At 62.8% G+C, this 16,886-nt stretch carries 14 protein-coding genes; 9 read left to right on the top strand and 5 right to left on the bottom strand.

Annotated elements, in window-relative coordinates; genetic code table 11:
• Window positions 1–329: 329 nt before the first annotated feature.
• Window positions 330–2,516, top strand: a complete 2,187-nt coding sequence (locus A3AY_RS0115190; RefSeq protein WP_018326513.1) for a CHASE2 domain-containing protein — start codon at window positions 330–332, stop codon at window positions 2,514–2,516.
• 90 nt (window positions 2,517–2,606) lie between these two features.
• On the opposite strand, the gene A3AY_RS0115185 is transcribed toward A3AY_RS0115190, so the two are convergent.
• Together A3AY_RS0115185 and A3AY_RS35370 are read right to left on the bottom strand one after the other, a co-directional pair.
• On the bottom strand, window positions 2,607–3,629 hold the full coding sequence (locus tag A3AY_RS0115185; RefSeq protein WP_018326512.1) for a FecR family protein: 1,023 nt from the start codon (window positions 3,627–3,629) through the stop codon (window positions 2,607–2,609).
• A gap of 89 nt (window positions 3,630–3,718) precedes the next feature.
• Complete coding sequence (locus A3AY_RS35370) at window positions 3,719–4,867, bottom strand: DUF2778 domain-containing protein (RefSeq protein WP_018326511.1); 1,149 nt, start codon at window positions 4,865–4,867, stop codon at window positions 3,719–3,721.
• Window positions 4,868–5,563: 696 nt separating this feature from the next.
• Here A3AY_RS35370 and A3AY_RS0115175 point away from each other — a divergent pair.
• Together A3AY_RS0115175 and A3AY_RS0115170 are read left to right on the top strand one after the other, a co-directional pair.
• Window positions 5,564–6,814, top strand: coding sequence for a GGDEF domain-containing protein (locus A3AY_RS0115175; protein ID WP_018326510.1), 1,251 nt, complete (start codon window positions 5,564–5,566; stop codon window positions 6,812–6,814).
• An 80-nt stretch (window positions 6,815–6,894) separates the two neighbouring features.
• Entirely contained in the window at window positions 6,895–7,392 is a 498-nt protein-coding gene (locus tag A3AY_RS0115170) for a CreA family protein (protein ID WP_018326509.1), read from the top strand.
• A 6-nt stretch (window positions 7,393–7,398) separates the two neighbouring features.
• Here the strand turns inward: A3AY_RS0115170 and pncA are convergent, their stop codons facing one another.
• The 3 genes from pncA to A3AY_RS0115155 all read right to left on the bottom strand — a co-directional run bounded on the left by pncA (window position 7,399) and on the right by A3AY_RS0115155 (window position 10,652).
• Complete coding sequence (pncA, locus tag A3AY_RS0115165) at window positions 7,399–8,028, bottom strand: bifunctional nicotinamidase/pyrazinamidase (protein WP_018326508.1); 630 nt, start codon at window positions 8,026–8,028, stop codon at window positions 7,399–7,401.
• A gap of 180 nt (window positions 8,029–8,208) precedes the next feature.
• Window positions 8,209–8,673 (bottom strand): chemotaxis protein CheW, encoded by a 465-nt coding sequence (locus tag A3AY_RS0115160; protein WP_018326507.1) that lies wholly within the window; start codon window positions 8,671–8,673, stop codon window positions 8,209–8,211.
• A 2-nt stretch (window positions 8,674–8,675) separates the two neighbouring features.
• A complete protein-coding gene (locus A3AY_RS0115155; RefSeq protein WP_018326506.1) occupies window positions 8,676–10,652 on the bottom strand; it encodes a methyl-accepting chemotaxis protein in 1,977 nt (658 codons plus the stop codon).
• A 267-nt stretch (window positions 10,653–10,919) separates the two neighbouring features.
• Here A3AY_RS0115155 and A3AY_RS38650 point away from each other — a divergent pair, with 267 nt between their 5' ends.
• The 6 genes from A3AY_RS38650 (at window position 10,920) to A3AY_RS0115120 (ending at window position 16,751) form a co-directional block, all read left to right on the top strand.
• On the top strand, window positions 10,920–11,078 hold the full coding sequence (locus A3AY_RS38650) for a hypothetical protein (RefSeq protein ID WP_018326505.1): 159 nt from the start codon (window positions 10,920–10,922) through the stop codon (window positions 11,076–11,078).
• A gap of 102 nt (window positions 11,079–11,180) precedes the next feature.
• Complete coding sequence (locus tag A3AY_RS0115145) at window positions 11,181–11,780, top strand: SCO family protein (protein ID WP_018326504.1); 600 nt, start codon at window positions 11,181–11,183, stop codon at window positions 11,778–11,780.
• Between the two features lie 19 nt (window positions 11,781–11,799).
• The gene (locus A3AY_RS0115140) at window positions 11,800–12,930 is read left to right on the top strand and encodes an FAD-dependent oxidoreductase (protein ID WP_018326503.1); all 1,131 of its coding nucleotides are present in this window, start codon (window positions 11,800–11,802) and stop codon (window positions 12,928–12,930) included.
• 71 nt (window positions 12,931–13,001) lie between these two features.
• Window positions 13,002–13,880 carry a 50S ribosomal protein L11 methyltransferase gene (locus tag A3AY_RS0115135; RefSeq protein WP_018326502.1) on the top strand — a complete coding sequence of 293 codons (879 nt, stop codon included), beginning with the start codon at window positions 13,002–13,004 and terminating at the stop codon, window positions 13,878–13,880.
• A gap of 387 nt (window positions 13,881–14,267) precedes the next feature.
• Window positions 14,268–14,840, top strand: coding sequence for a hypothetical protein (locus A3AY_RS0115125; RefSeq protein WP_018326500.1), 573 nt, complete (start codon window positions 14,268–14,270; stop codon window positions 14,838–14,840).
• 75 nt (window positions 14,841–14,915) lie between these two features.
• A complete protein-coding gene (locus A3AY_RS0115120; RefSeq protein ID WP_018326499.1) occupies window positions 14,916–16,751 on the top strand; it encodes an aminopeptidase P family protein in 1,836 nt (611 codons plus the stop codon).
• The last annotated feature ends 135 nt before the right edge of the window (window positions 16,752–16,886 follow it).

Here is a 16,886-nt window from a genome sequence, read left to right as displayed (position 1 = left end):
TGGGGCATGACATTGATCTCCAATTCGTGTCCAGAACGCCGCGAAACGTCTGAAAACGAGTAGAATCAATGTCATGCACCGTGTCTAGAAATTTAAACCGGACAGCAGTGGGCTCGACCCGAGGATCCACACACAGACCCAACGCGCAGACATGGGTTGGCTCCCGCTCTTTATCCTCGGGCTTGACCCGAGGATGCCGACACCGAAGAGGAGGCCCCAGCAACAAACAAGAATCTGCGCCCGCACCGGAGCAAGCGGGCCGAACCCTTGTTTTCCCCATCGGCGCCGGTTGTGCTAGGCTCCGCTGTCGGAGGGCGGATGGCGTAGTCATGACACGCGCGCAGCAAGTTGGCGTCATTGTCGGTCTGGTGATCGTAGCGATCCTGACGATCCTGCGGGCGAGCGACCCGCAGTTGATGCGGCAGGCCCGCGAAGTGGCATTCGACGAGTATCAGCGCATTGCGCCGCGAGCGTTCCAGGACCTGCCGGTGCGGGTGATCGACATAGACGAAGCGTCGCTGAAGGAATTCGGCCAGTGGCCGTGGCCGAGGGACCGCATGGCCAGGCTGGTGGACCGGCTGTCGGAAATGGGTGCAGCGGCGATCGCCTTCGACATCCTCTTCTCCGAACCCGATCGCCTGTCGCCACGCACGGTCATGCGCGATGTCGTCGGCGTCGATCCCCTAATCGTTGCGCGGCTGCCGGACAATGACGAGATCTTCGCCCGCTCGATTGCCGAAAAGCCGGTCGTGCTCGGCTTTGCGCTCTCCAACGATGGCAGCGCCCGGCCCGAGGTCAAGGCCGGCTTTGCCTTCACGGGCGAACCGCCCTTCCATGCGCCGCCCCGCATCACCGGCGCGACGCCGCTGCGGCCGCAGCTTGAGGCCAATGCCGCCGGCATCGGCCATATCAGTCTCAATCCCGGCGATCCGTCAGCTGTGGTGCGCACCGTGCCGCTGCTGCTGAGCGACGGGCGGCAGCTCTATCCGAACCTCGCCATCGAGGCGCTGCGCGTGGCGCTCGGCGCTTCGACCTACGTGCTGGCCAATGCTGCGGATATTCCAGACACCATCACCCTGATCAGGATCGGCGATTTCGTCGTGCCGGTGACCGCCGCAGGCGCGCTCTGGCTCTATCTCACCCCCGACAGGGCCGACAGGTATGTTTCGGCGCGGCAGGTACTGGCCGAAAAAGGCGTGTCGCCTGAAACACGTGCGGCCGTGGAAGGCAGCATCGTCTTCGTCGGCACCTCGGCCGCGGGCCTGCAGGACATTCGCACGACCGCGCTCGGGCAGAACGTACCCGGCGTCTCGCTCCAGGCGCAGATCGTCGAGCAGATCCTCTCCGGGCGCTTTCTCTCGCGGCCCGACTGGGCCGATGGCCTCGAAATCCTGTCGATTGCCGTGGCCGGCATCCTGCTCGTCCTCCTGACCACCTTTGTCAGCCCCGCCATGGCGCTGGTCTGCGGTCTGCTGGTCACGGCGCTTGCCCTTGCCGCCTCTTGGCTCGCGTTCCTCTACGGCGGCCTGCTCCTCGATCCGCTGGCACCGATCGTCAGCGGCTCGATCACTCATTTCGCGGCCACCGCGTTCCGCTTCCTGGTGATCGACAGGGAACGCCGCGAGGTCCGGTTGGCCTTTGGCCACTATCTCTCCCCCTCGCTGCTTTATCGCATCGAGCACACGCAGGACGCCCTGCGTCTCGGCGGCGACGACCGCGAACTGACGGTGATGTTCGTCGATATCCGCAACTTCACCGAGATCAGCGAACGGCTGGCGCCGACCGCCGTGGTCACATTCCTCAACACGTTCCTCGACGCCCTCAGCGGCCACATCATCGCCAATGAAGGGACCCTCGACAAGTTCATCGGCGATTCGATCATGGCCTTCTGGAACGCGCCCGTCGATGTCGGCGACCATGCGGCCAAGGCCGTTCACGCCGCATTGGCCATGCGCGAAACGCTGGCCCGCCTCAATGCGCAGGACGCCTTCGGCTTTGGCAACGGCCAGACGGTCGGCATCGGCATCGGCATCCATACCGGCCTTGCCTGCGTCGGCAACATGGGGGCGGAAACCCATTTCAACTATTCGGCGGTCGGCGACACGGTCAATGTCGCAGCCCGCATCGAGGCTGCCTGCAAGGATGTCTGTTTCGATATCCTCGTCTCGGAAAGCACGGCGAAGCTGGCGCCGCGCTATGCCCTGCTCGAGGCAGGCGCGCTCGCCCTCAAGGGCAAGAGCACGCGGACCCGCACCTTCGCCGTCGTCGGCGACGAGGATTTGGCCGCGTCGGCCAGCTTTGCCGCACTGAAGCATGTCCACGGGCGGCTGATCGACGCGCTGGCGGCACAATCGCCGGCCGCTCGCGAAATCCTGCGCGAAGCAAAAAGCCATAGCGGGGGATTGTCGGCAGATCTGGCGGAGTTCTATCGCCGCATCGCGCGCAGGGCAGACCACTTTCTCCAACGTCCCGCCGCACCGCCGCACGTCCTTCCGGGCGGCAAGACGCTGCATTAGCCAGCCTATGGGTACCGCCCCCGGCAGGTCAGCCTATCCTGGCAAGATAGCAGCATCGTCGACGTCAGATCCGCAAAGACGCCCCGCCCGTCACTTGCCCTTCCGGCCTTTGTCGCCGCGGTCCTTGTCATGGCCGCGACGATCGCCGTCGCTGCGGTCCTTGTCGCGGCCGCGGTGATAGCCGTCGTCGTGGTCGCCGTGATGCTGGCTGCCGTCGTCGACACTGTGGCCGTCGCGATCATGATGCCGGTGGCCCTTGTCGCGGTCGCGCGGCCTTTCAGGCTTTTCGTCATCCGGCTTGTCGGGCTTATCGTGGTCGCGCGGCTTGTCGTCCGGCTGCTTGTCGGGCTTGTCATCCGGCGGCCGGTCGTCGTCGGGTTCGACGATCGGCTTGACGGGAGCAGCGCGTTTCGCCCTGAGTGGCGGCTTGTCCTGCGGCACCGCAAGGCTCGCAAGGCCGCAACCGCTGCCGCCAATGCCCGAAAGCTTCTGATTGCCCGAGAGGAACGGCAGCGCCTTGGTATTGCCGAGCGTGTCGAAGATGCCGCGATCGACCTTGCTGGTATCGGTCAGGCTGCCGTTGGGCTTGGCAACCACGCAGTCGCAGCGCCGCGTCAGTTCCCTGCAGCCGCCCGGGCCGCAAAAGCTGGCGGATCCGCCCAGCAGGACGATCGCCGTCGTGCCGTCGGCACCGATGTAGAAATCAAAGGCGGTGCCGCGAACGCCGATTGTTCCGGCTGGCGTCAATATCTCATAGGCCGCATGCTTGGAATTGCCGCTGATCCAGCGAAACGTGCCCTTGGCCGCCTTGACGGTGAGCTTCTTCACCGACCGCGAGCCGTCGAAGACGAACTTGTCGATGACCACGGACGATCCCCAGCCGACGGCGAGCTTGGTGCCATCCCGGAAGACAAACTGGCCGAGCCCGGATTTGGACGTGCGAATCCGTTCGTCCTGATAGACCGGATCGTCGACCGCAAGCTCGCCGCTCGCCCCCGTCACAGCCGTCTTGATGTGGACGGCCTTGCCGATCGACTGCGCGGCAACGGACGGCGTTGCGGCGGAGAGCAGAACACTGAACGCGGCGACAACAACCCGATCTGGAGCAAACATCTCCCCCTCCTCGAGAGGGAGGCACATTAGCATATCGTAATTTATATGTCTCGCGCATCCGCAGACGTCAATGCGGCCGCAAGCAGCGTCTACGCGCCCTTCGAAAACAGCGAGGCCAGCGTCTTCTTCGGTGCGGAGAAGCCGCCCTTCATGCTGTTGACGATGACCATATGCGTGATCTCGCCGCGTTTGAAGGCCTTGAGGAAGCGCGGATATTCCTCGAAGGCGACGCAGCCGTGCGAGTCGCCCCGGTTGCGCAGGAGATAGCTGTGGGCAAGCAGACCGACGCGGCCATGCGGCGCTACACCGTTGACGGGCGTCAGACGCACGGCCTCGACGCCGTGGAACAGCGCCTCGCGCATCGTCACCCTATAGGTGCCGGGCGGCGTCGGGCCCTTCATCTTGACATGGACGTAGGCGGGATTGTCGCGCATCTTGCCGATGCCGGAATGCGCCTCAAGCTTCTCGCCGTTCGGCATGTAAACCACGCCGGCCGAGATATCGTAGTAGGCGACACCCTTGCGGCCGCGGAAGGTCGGACGAGCCTCGTCCCCATCGTCCATGGGAAGGCCCGGCTTTGCGTAGGCAAGCTCCCTGGTCGCCGGCTTGGTACCATCGGCAGGTTTGCGGGCGCTGTCGGCAAGGTTCCTCGGCTTCGAAAGCGGCAGCGGCCCCAAATCCGGGAGCATGCCATTCAGCGACGAGGCCGGTTCCTGCATCACCAGATTGAAGGGCTTACCCAAGCCTTCCTTGAGCGAGACGTTTTCAACGAGCGCATTGGCCACCATGGGCGTCGAGCCGGTGATCACCTCGTCGCCCTTCGCCGCAGCCGCCTTCGCCAGCGCCAGAACCTGTGTCTTTTCGATAAAGTCGACAGGGGGCTTCGTCAAGGCAACGGCCGCAATGCTCTTTTGCGGGACAAGCCTGGAGGCCAGATGGATACGAGGCAGGACTGTGAGCCGCGAGAATTTGGCAAGCCGCACCAGGCGCTGCTGCTGTGGGGCAGCGCGCACGATCGCATTCAGCCCCAGGGACGCCTCCAGGCGCGGATTTTTATCCGACGGCAGCGACGGCCCCATACTTTGCATGGCCGCGAAGGTCGCAATCATCCAGACCGCCGCGGCGATACCAACACCGATAAAGGTCGCTCCGGAAACGAGAGAATACGCCTTTTTCGAGCGGCCTGCCGGTTTGCCGGATGAGGCGACATGACTGAACTTTTCGACCGCAAACGCCATGATACTCGTTACCCAAAACGCATTACACAATCCGAAGGCAACGGAACGCATTGCCGAGGAGGCCGGTCCAATGCTTGAGGGGCGCCAAACTCTGCGCTTTCCCGGGCATGCCGATCGATCAGAAGAATGACAAAGTATGGTAACCAATTCCTTTACGCTGGCCCTCGAACGAACGAGGAGGGAGAGGCGGGAAGACGGGCAGCAATTGCGGCATATAAAAAGGCGAAGAAGGCTGCGCCCTCCCCGCCCACGACATCATGGTCCAGCGGACATGCGGTATGCATCGACAGCAGCACGGAACCCAAGGTTCGAGAGGCTGCATCTGCGCTTGGTCTCAAACCTTAATTTTTGGCGATATTATGGACGCGAAGCGGTGGGCGGTTTTTTTCTCAGCCATGACTGCAATGCTCGGCCTGCAGTTTCCACAGAGTGCAAAAGGTGCGGCAGGCTTCACGATGCCAGGTCGACCTCTCGCCGATGACGCGCATTCGGGCTTGCGACGCCTAAATCTGCGGTAGCCGACGACAATCCTCCCTCGATGTGTGAAGAGCAGTGGAAATTGAGGGGAAGTAACCGGTTTGGATAAAATTGCAGCGAATTTCGGCCGGAAAAATTAAAGTGCCATGACTACGAATTCAGGCTTATCCGCGCAAACGGACCAAACCTTTTAAGCGCCGCCCGGCAGGAATTCGCCCCATGAGTTTTCTTTCCGCCATCGCAGTCATTTCCCTTGCGGTAATGTTTCCCGTGCTGCTGTTACTGCGCAAGAGCGGCGCGCCGGGTGTTGGCAGTTTCATCCTCGCCTGCGTTTTCTCGACGCTTTGCGCCGGCGCCAGCCTGGCATCGACGGCGACGCCGCCCTGGTTCAATGCGGTGGTCGGATCGACGCTGATGGTCACTGCGTCTCTGGCCGCCTTGAACGGCTTTCGCGAATTCCTCGGGCGGAGGCCACTCGGATCGACGCTGCTCGTCGCAACCCTTGCCTGCACGATGATTGTCCTCGGCGTATTCATTCAAGTGTTCGAAAATCCGGAACCGTCTTTCGCTTTCAGTGGCGCCCTGGCAGGGCTGGTCTATTTTCTCACCGGTGTCACGATCCTGCGCCATTGGTCGGGGCAAAAGGCGATCGCCCCGTATGTGCTGTTCTGCTGGCTGTCCGCCCTCGCAGTGGCTGCCCTGCACGCCATTCGGGTCCTTGGCGTAGCCACCGACCTGGGCAGCGGCATCGAACCGCAGATATGGGCAACGGCGCTCGTGGCTGCCCGACACCTGATGATCCCGCTGTTCCTGCTCGGCGTCGTCCTGCTGCTGCACGGTTGGGTGATTGCCAATCTCCGTCATTTGATCGCCCATGACGAACTGACGGGCGCCCTGTCGCGGCGGGCCTTCATGGCCGAATGCGAGCGAATGTCCAACGCCGCCGCCGGATTTGGGCGCCAGACCGCATTCATGCTGCTCGACCTCGACAGGTTCAAGCAGATCAACGATCAGCACGGCCACGCTGGCGGCGACGCGGCGCTTGGACACTTCACCAGGATTGTCAAACAGACACTTGCCGGCCGTGGCTTTCTGGGGCGTTTGGGCGGCGAAGAATTCGGCATCGTGCTGACCGGCGTCGGCCGCCCGGAAGCGGTCGCCCTCGCCGAGGCGATCTGTTCAGCGGTCAGAACAACGCCAGCCAGCAACGGCAAAGGCAGGGCGATACCGCTGACGGTCAGCATCGGCATTGCCATCGCCGAGCCTGGCGGCGCATTGGCCGATCTGATGATGCAGGCGGATCTTGCGCTCTACGAAGCCAAGGCGACGGGACGCGACCGGTTGAGTATCGCCAACAGCCTGGAAGCGGCTTCCGCAGCCAGCGCCCGGGCGCTGGCCGGTGCCGCCGCGCAGATGCGGGCGGCGGCCATGGCAGTCACCTCGGCACAGCCCCTGTCGAACGTTGGCTGATACCGGCGCTGCCCGGCCATGCGGCTTGCATTGTCAAGCGGCCATACTATGTCAGGGATACCGTCTCTGGAGAACAATCGATGCCGATTCCCCTTCGTCTTCTCACCGCCTGCGCGCTTATCGCGGCAAGTGTCGCATCCCTGCCCGCGCAAGCTGAAACCGTCGGCGAGGTCGGCGTCGACTGGCTCGGCAACGATATCCTGATCGATGCGGTCACCGATCCGAAGGTTACCGGCGTCACCTGCCATGTCACCTATTTCGACCGCAGCGTCATCGACCGTCTGAGAAAGGGCAATTGGTTCGAGGACCCCTCCAACAACTCGATCGCCTGCCGCCAGACCGGGCCGGTGACGATCGGCGACATCGATCTCGGCCAGGAGGGTGAGGAAGTGTTTCGCGAAGGGCTTTCGCTGATCTGGAAGAAGCTCGTCGTCAACCGCATCTACGACAAGAAAAACAATACACTGATCTATCTCGCCCATTCGCGCGAATTGACCGACGGTTCCGCCAAGATGTCGATCTCGACCATACCGCTTTTCGGACAGCCGGTGACATGGAAGAACGGCGCGCCGAAGTAGACCGCGTCATCGCTCTGCGAGCACATCCCTGGACGTCATGATGCGCACGCCTGCAGCTGCCATTTCGGCAGTTGCGGCCTGCACGCCGGCGGGATCGATGCCGCGGCTTGCATCGGCAATGAACCGCACGTCAACGCCGGGCATCATCGCCTTTGCGTCGAGCGCCGTCGCCTTGACGCAATAATCGGTGGCCAGGCCGCAGATATCGAGCGTGCCGACGCGCGCCCGCGCGAGGTAGCCGGAGAGCCCGGTCAGCGCGGCGTGATCATTGTCGCGAAAGGCAGAGTAACTGTCGACCTCGCGGTTTTCGCCCTTGCGCTGGACGTGGTCGATGCCTGCGAAGTTCAGGCCGGGGTGGAATTGAGCATCTCGAGTGCCCTGGACGCAATGATCCGGCCACAGCATCTGCGGCTTGCCGTTCAGCGTGCCCATCTCGAAAGGCTTCTTTCCGGGGTGCTGCGAGGCAAAGCTGCCGTGATCGGCGGGGTGCCAGTCCTGCGAGGCGACGACGAGATCATACCTGCCCTCGGCGATCAGCCGGTTGGCGACCGGCACCACATCTTCGCCATGCGGGACGGCAAGATTGCCCCCCGAGCAAAAGCCATTCTGGATATCGACGAGCAGAAGGCATTTCACGGTAGTCTCCTACATTGCAACAACAGGTTCGGGCAGAGAACGGCGCCCGTATTTCGCATCGCACAATAAACGGAGTGTCGGGAAAAACCAGCTGCCTCTGCCGACGATCAATCTACCACGAACGCAGCAAAACACCGCGCGGTTTCCCGCGCGGTGCCTCCCCTTCTCGTCAATGACAGCTCAGGCCGCCTGTGCCAGTTCGTCGGCAATGACCGTGTCGAGGTTGAGGAAGCAGACCATGGTCTTTTCCAGTGCGACGATGCCGCGGCAGAAGGCGCGCTGTGCCTCCGGAATGATCTCCGGCGCCGGCTGAAGGTCCTCGCTCTTGATGGTCATCATGTCGGAAACCTGCTCGACCAGGAGACCAACCAGCTTGCCGGCGATATCGGTGACGATGATCGCCGAGCGCTCCGACGGCTCGGTCATCTTCATGCCGAGGCGGCAGGCCATGTCGATGACCGGGATGACGGCGCCGCGCAGGTTGATGAGACCGAGCACGTAGGGCGGCGTATGCGGCATCGGCGTCACCGGCGCCCATCCGCGAATTTCGCGGATCGCCATGATGTCGATGCAGAATTCCTGATCGCCCAAGTGAAACGAAACGATTTCGAGATAGGCACCGGACTGCTTGATTGCGTTTGACATGATCAGAACTCTTCCCAGTTTTCAGCGGACCCCGATGCCTTCGGCACGGACGACGCAGGGCTGTTAAAGGCGCCCGCCAGCTTGCCCATCAAGGCCTTGGCGGGAGATGGCGCCGGCCGCGCCGTGGCCGATGTGGCGACGCGAACCGGTTGACGGATTTGCGGGGCGGACACGCCGCCGCCGAGCTTGAACTGGCCGATCAGCGCGGTCAGGCCTTCGGCATCCTGCGCCAGCGTATGGCTGGCGGCGTTGGTCTGCTCGACCATCGCCGCATTCTGCTGGGTCATCTGGTCCAGCTGGCCGATGGCAGTGTTGATTTCCTGAAGACCGGTCGACTGCTCGCGGGCGGCCATGACGATCGAGGTCATGTGCTCGTTGATGCGCACCACATCCGTGCCGATGCGACCGAGCGCCTCGCCGGTTTCCTGCACCAGGCGTACGCCTGTTCCGACTTCGGTGCTGGAGCGCCCGACCAGAACCTTGATATCCTTGGCAGCGCCCGCTGCCCGCTGGGCGAGCTCGCGCACTTCCTGCGCCACCACGGCAAACCCCTTGCCGGCTTCACCGGCACGGGCAGCCTCGACACCGGCATTCAGCGCAAGCAGGTTGGTCTGGAAGGCGATCTCGTCGATCACATTGATGATCTTGCCGATTTCGGACGATGCGTTTTCGATCCGGGCCATGGCTTCGACCGCCTCGCGAACGATACGGCCCGATTCTTCCGCATTGGTGCGCGTCTCGCCGACCATCTGGCTCGCCTCCTCGGCGCGCTGGGTGGCGGTGCGCACCGTGACGGTGATCTGGTCGAGCGCCGCTGAGGTTTCTTCGAGTGAGGCCGCCTGCTGTTCCGTCCGCTTGGCAAGATCGTCGGCGGCGCCGCGCATCTGCTGGCTGTTTGACTGGATCGAGCTGCTGTTTTCGCGGACGCTGGCAAGCACGCTCTGCAGCCTTTCGACCGTGTGATTGAAATCCTGGCGCAGAGTTTCGAGATCTCCGCGGAACGGCTGGTCGATCGTTGCCGTCAGATTGCCTTCGGAGAGGCGGTTCAGACCCTGCCCAAGCGCGGCAACCGCAGACTGCACCTGCCGGGCCTCTTCCGCGCGGGCTGCTTCGCCCGCCGCGCGCTCGGCTTCATTTTCGCTGCGGCTGGCAGCAGCCGACCGTTCAAGATCGCGCTTTTCGACGGCGGCTGCCCTGAACATCTCGACGGAACGGGCCATTTCACCGATCTCGTCGCTGCGATTGACCGCCTCTACCGCAGTTTCATAGTCGCCTTTCAGGATGCGCTGCATGCTGTCCCGCACGGCAAAAACGCCACGGCGAAGGACGTTGCCGTGGAAATAGAGCATGCCCAGAAGCGACGCCATGGCAAAGAGCCCAACGCCAATCTGGAACAGAACCGATTCGTGTGAGCGCTCGGTTGCGTCGGCGACGCGCGCGGCAAGCGCCAGGCCAGCCTCTTCATACAATTTCCCAAGCGACGCAGCCATGCGCGCGCCGGCGCCATCAATCGTATCGTCGATCGCGCCGTAGGCGTCGCCGGCTGCGCCCTCTTCCACCATTTTCTTCAGGTCCACCCGAATGGCCTTGGTGATCTCGGCGAGATCGGCCGCAAACGACGCCATGATCTCCGGCTTGCCGAGCGATGCGGCCAATTCTATTGCCGCCGGCTTTCCGGCCTCCAGCACTGAGGTGAGATCAGCAATCGCCTTCACCCGTTCCGGCGCGACCTGGCGCTCTTCGCGATCGACGATCGTATCCATCGCCACCAGGGTCAGCTCGACGCTGGCAAGCCGCATGGTTCCGGCGTTCTTGATGGCATCCTGCGCGATGATGGCGTTGTCGAGCGCCTCGCTGACATGCGAATTCTGATACCAGCCAACAGCCAGCATCGAGCCAAAGCCGATGAAGGCAGCCAACCCCAGAGTGCCGAGCCGCTGGCTGACGGAAAGTTTACGGTCGAGTTGTGCAGACGTCATACAGCAGTATCCAGTTCGTGAGGCGGCAGCGAGCGTCGCGCGCGCAGGAAAAGGGAGCGATGATGCGGGAAACCGGGCTGAGGCAAACCGGCGACGTCATGTCGGCAAGGGGACAGGCACCCCTCCACGCGCTTAGAACATGGCAAACACAAATTAACCATTCGCTAAAACGCGTACCGAATTCTCGCGATTCGAATGGCCCGGACCGCGCTCTAAACGCGCGCTCCACACCTTTCAATCTTCGACGCCGCCGGGTAACATGGCGGCATGCAGGACAATGCGAAAAAGCACCCGCCAACCCTGATGGTCACCGCCCTTGCCGGCGGGGGCCTCGTTCTGCTTCTCGGCGCGTTTCTCGGATGGATCGTCCAGGGACCGGCGATCTTCCTGACCATGGCCGAAAACGGCCTTTCCTGGTGTTTCTGATCCTGCCTGCCGCATATTTACGCTGGCCGCCCGAATGTTTGCAACCTGCGGTCCGAAGGTCTATCTGGGCATGAAGATTGGTTAAATGGACCGGACATCATCATGAAAGCACTTCGAATCGTTCTTTGGGCTGCCGTTGCCATCGTCGCTTCTGCTCTCGGCTGGATGACCTATCAAATGACCGCCTCGAAGGACCAGATCGCGGCCGGTCCTTTCGGCGTGCCATTCGAGCTCGTCTCCCAGACCGGCCAACCGATTTCCGAGAAGGCTTTCACCGGCAAGCCGACGGCTTTGTTCTTCGGCTTCACCCATTGCCCGGAGGTTTGCCCGACGACCCTGTTCGAATTGAACGGCTGGTTGGAAAAGGTCGATCCGGACGGCACCAAGCTGCAGGCCTATTTCATCAGCGTCGATCCCGAACGCGATACGCCTGAAGTCCTTGGCCAGTATGTCTCGAACGTCTCCAAGCGAATCACCGGCATTTCCGGTCGGCCGGACAAGGTGATGGAGATGATCAAGGGTTTCCGTGTCTACGCCAAGAAAATCCCGCTGGACGAGAAGAAGCCGGACGGCGATTATACGATGGACCACACCGCCTCCGTTTTCCTTCTCGATTCCGAAGGCAAATTCACCGGTACGATCGCCTACGGCGAAAATCCGGACACCGCGGTCAAGAAACTGGAAAATCTGCTCAAGACGTAAAGATCGCCGCGAGGGGCTGATGGGGGAGCGCACCGGAAGGTCAATTCTGATTGCCGGTGCGGGGCCCACCGGACTTGCTCTGGCGCTCGAACTGGCGCGGCGCGGCTATCGGCCCCGTCTGGTGGCAAACGCCCTGGGACCGGCGCCAATCAACGAGAGCCGGGCGCTCGGTATCAACGCCAGAACCCTGACGCTTCTGGAAGCTTGCGGCGCCGCGCCCCTGATCCTGGCCGAGGCCCGGCGCCTGACCGAATTCAAGATATCTTCGGCAGGCAAGTTGCTGCTGACGATCGACACCGAAAAGTTCCGCGGCCCCTATTGCCCGATCTACGCATTGCCACAGGGACAGACGGAGCGATTGCTGCTCCAGCGGCTGTCGGCTGTCGGCATCAGGCCTGAATGGTCAACGCACCTTCAGGCGGTGTCCGGCGATGTCAGGGACCCGATCGTGACGCTTCTGCACGCGGACGGCGGGGCAGAGACGGTGCTGCCGGACGTGTTGATTGGCGCGGACGGGGCCCATTCCGCTGTGCGCAAGGCCTGTGGCTTCGCTTTTCCAGGCGATGCGATCGAAGGCCGGTTCTTTCTCGCCGATTACCGCTATTCCCAGCCAGTCGATACCAGTTTCGTCCAGATGAATTTCCTCAATCCGGGTGTGCTCGGCCGCCTGCCGGTGTGCGATGATACGCTGCGCTACGTATCGACGATCGAGGATTTCGAGACGCGCATCGATCATCCGGCCACGGTCCTGGAACGGACATGGGCATCGGACTTCACCATCAGTTTTCGCCATGTCGAAGCGATGAGCCGCGGCAATGTCTTTCTTGCCGGCGATGCCGCCCATGTGCATTCGCCGGCCGGCGCGCGGGGCATGAACCTCGGCATCGAGGACGCCTGCTGGCTCGCCTGGCTGATTTCCGAAGGACGCGAACAGGACTATTCCAGCCTGAGAATGCCCGTCGTTGAGACCGTGCTCAAGGAGACGCGGCGCAACACCGCCTTCATCACCCTGAAGAATCCGCTGCTGACGGGTCTGCGTGCACTGTTGATGCCGCTGTTGACCAGCATCCCCGGTTTCACCGCGGCGGCGCTGCGCAATGTTTCCGGCCAGGATACGCCGCCGCCGCCCTGGATTCCGGGCGCCAGGTAGTCCTGCGCTTTACCTTTGATCGGCGGGCATGCTAGAGCGCGCAAGCCGCGCGCCGACCAAGGATAAAGACATTGAGCGATCTTCGCCTGTTCATCACCACGACCGAAAAGCAGTCGGAAGTCATCATGGAACTGATGACCGAAGCGTTCGAGGATGACGGCTACGCCATCGCCACGATGGAGATGGATGAAAAGAAGGACATCTGGGAGGCGTCGCTCTACATCGATTTCGACGAGGAAGAAGAGATGCGGGCGCGCTTCGCCGAAGTCGTCGCTCCACATTTTCCCGATGCGACGATCGAACGGGAAATCATTCCCGACGTCGACTGGATCGCCAAGTCGCTGGAAGGCCTGTCGCCGGTGCGCGCCGGCCGTTTCCTCGTCCACGGCTCGCACGACCGCGACAAGGTGCGGGCCAACGACATCGCCATCGAGATCGATGCCGGGCAGGCGTTCGGCACCGGCCACCACGGCACAACGGCGGGCTGCCTGGAAGTCATCGAAACCGTCATGCGCGCCCGCAAGGTTCGCAACGCGCTCGATCTCGGCACCGGCAGCGGCGTCCTGGCAATCGCCGCGCGCAAGCTGAAGCCCATCCCGGTCCTTGCAACCGACATCGACCCGATCGCCACGCGTGTCGCCGCCGAGAATGTGCGCCGCAACGGCATCGCCGCCGGCATCACCACCGTGACCGCCCCCGGCTTCCACTCGCCGGCCTTCGCCGCCCATGGTCCCTTCGACCTGATCATCGCCAACATCCTTGCCCGCCCGCTGATCAAGATGGCACCGCAACTTGCCGGCCATCTGGCGCCCGGCGGCTCGGTCATCCTGTCGGGCATTCTGGCATCGCAGCGCTGGAAGGTGCTGTCCGCCTATAACGGCCAGCATCTGCGCCATGTCCGCACCATCTGGCGCAACGGCTGGGTGACGATCCATCTCGACCGTCCCTGACGGTCGGCATTTTAAACGTCCGAACAATGAAAAACCCGCCTGTCCGTCATGGACAAGCGGGTTTTTCAAAACAAAGGCGATGCCGAAGCACCGCCCGCTGACCGGCAAGCCGGTCATGTCCGCGAGCTTGAGGAGGAGGAGCGCTCAAGCGGACCCTTCATGATCTGAAATTGGCCACCCGGAGGGAGGAGGAGAAGGGAGACCAACCGTATTCAGACCATGCAGCTCTTGCCTTTCGGCATTCGCGTGAACAACAGATTTGCGTCCGTGTTCGTTGAGCGGGTTTATAGACTATTTTTGAAATGGGTCTAGGTGCATTGCAGCATGGGAGCCATGCACACTGCGCATAAGTATGATATTTGTGACGGTTCAGACGCTGGAGGACGGATGCTGGCGACAATCATACCTCTCATCGGCCTGATGCTGATCGTCTGGGTTCTGGGCGCGGTCCTCTGGTCGATGCGTGGCGGAAAAAGGCACAGCCGGACCAAATGGCCACCCTACCCTGTCATCAACGCCTCGGAAGAGGAGATGCAGCGCCGGCATCTCGAATGCCGCGACCGTCTCAGTCACGCCGCCTACGGCGAGGCAGCCGCGCGATCGCTGTGGCAAAAGCTGATGACATGCGCGCCGGGCACGGGCCTGATCCACGAATTCCACCGCGACTACTGCGGACACGGCCTGATCCGCACCGGCAACACGATTACGCTGCGCGAAATCTACGATGGTTACAGCACCGGCGATCCGATTGCAGAATGGCGGACGCAAGCCGATTTCGTCGCCTTCTGCTCCCGCCCGTCGGATTTCAGTTGCAGCGGCTTCGACCCGCAGGAGCCGGTATTCTTCACCGACGATCGATGGTCGCAGAACAATCAACGGCTGACATGGGAGGTTATCCGCAAATTCCTTGACGGCCGAGCAGGAAACACGGGCTTTCGCAGCTTCGCCTGTTTCCGCTAGAGTGCCCGCACCCTTTCAGGAATCGGTCCTTTCGCCAGGGCTCCTCTTCGGGCCGACCCATCGCAGGAAAATCAGATGTTCCAGTCTTTCGAAGTCACCTCCACTCCCCAGTTCGGCAAGGAGCGTGTCACAGCATTGCGCGCCGCGCTCGCCGCCCTGAACGTCGACGGCTTCCTCGTTCCCCGCGCCGACGAATTCCAGGGCGAATATGTGCCTGCGTCGGCCGAGCGCCTGTCCTGGCTGACGGGCTTCACCGGTTCCGCCGGCATCGCGCTCATCACGCAGGAGCAGGCGATTGTCTTTGTGGATGGCCGTTACGTCACCCAGCTCAAGGAGCAGGTGGACGGCACGGTCTTCGAAGGCGGCGACCTGATCGGCGAACCGCCGCATCTTTGGCTTGAGCGGCACGGCAAGAAAGGTTTTCGCCTTGGCATCGACCCGTGGCTGCATACGGGCGCCGAGGTGCGCAAGCTCCAGAAGGCGCTGGAAGGACTAGGCGGCGCGCTGGTCTTCCTTGACCACAATCCGCTTGACCGGCAGTGGGCTGACCGGCCCGCAGCGCCGCTCGGCCGCGTCAAGATCCAGCCGCTGGATCATGCTGGCGTGCTCGCCAGGGACAAGCTCGCGACGATGGCGCAGGACGTTGCCAAGGCAGATGCCAGTGCCGTGGTGCTGACCGACCCCTCGTCGATCGCCTGGACCTTCAACATCCGCGGCAGCGACGTGCCGCACACGCCGCATCCGCTGGCCCGCGCCATCGTTCATGCCGATGGCAAGGCCGATCTGTTCCTCGACAAGCGCAAGACAGGTATCGAGGAGGAAGCCTATCTCACCCAGCTTGCGAACCTCGAGGCTCCCGCCTCGTTCGAGGATCGTGTCGCAGCGCTCGCAGCGACCGGCGCAAAGATCATGATCGATCCGGAGCACGCGCCGTTTGCGCTCGCCGAGCGCATCCGCGTGAGCGGCGGCACGGTGATCGAGGCGATCGATCCTGCCCGCCTGCCCCGCGCCCGGAAAAACGCGGCAGAACTCGAAGGCTCCGCCCGCGCCCACCTGCAGGACGGCGCGGCCATGGTCGAGTTCCTTGCGTGGCTCGATGGGACCCAACCCGGAACCATCACGGAAATTGCCGCGGTCGAAAAGCTGGAAGCCTGCCGCGCGGCCGTCGGCGAGCGGATGCAGAACCCGCTCAAGGACATTTCCTTCGACACGATCTCAGGCGCGGGCGAACATGCGGCGATCATGCACTACCGGGTAACGACGGAGAGCGATCTGACCATTGCCGACGGGACGATGTTCCTGATCGATTCCGGCGGCCAATATGTCAACGGCACCACCGACATCACCCGCACAGTCGCGATCGGCACCGTGCCGGAAGAACAGCGGCGTTTCTTCACACTGGTCCTGAAGGGGATGATTGCCATCAGCCTCGCCCGCTTTCCCAAGGGCTCTCGCGGCGTTGATCTCGATCCGCTGGCCCGTATCGCGCTGTGGAAAGCCGGGGCCGATTTCGCCCACGGCACCGGCCACGGCGTCGGCTCCTATCTCTCGGTGCATGAAGGGCCGCAACGCATTTCCCGTGCCTCCACGCAGGAACTGCTGCCCGGCATGATCCTGTCGAACGAGCCCGGCTATTACCGCCCCGGCGCCTTCGGCATCCGTATCGAAAATCTCGTGCATGTGCTGGAGCCAACCCCGATCGAGGGTGGCGACCTGCCGATGCTCGGCTTCGAGACGCTGACCTTCTGCCCGATCGACCGGCGTCTGGTCGTCACCAGCCTGCTGACGGACGAGGAACTCGCCTGGCTGAACGCCTACCATGCCGAGACTTGCGAAAAACTGTCGCCGCTGATCCCGGACGAAAAAGTGCTGGAGTGGCTGAAGGCGGCGACGGCGGTGCTTGTGCGATAGCAATCCCTTCAGAACTACCCTCTCCGGTCAGAACCAGAGCAATGGATCGCAGGCGTTGCTACAAGCTCCCTCTTCTCCCCCCGGGCAGAAGTGCCGAGCGCATGCGAGGCGATGAGGGGTTTTCTCGCCGACGCT

Origin of the sequence: Rhizobium giardinii bv. giardinii H152 (genome assembly GCF_000379605.1) — a bacterium.
Taxonomy (GTDB): Bacteria; Pseudomonadota; Alphaproteobacteria; order Rhizobiales; family Rhizobiaceae; genus Pararhizobium; species Pararhizobium giardinii.
Note: the sequence above shows the minus strand (reverse complement) of the source record. Positions and strands in the feature narration are given on the sequence as shown.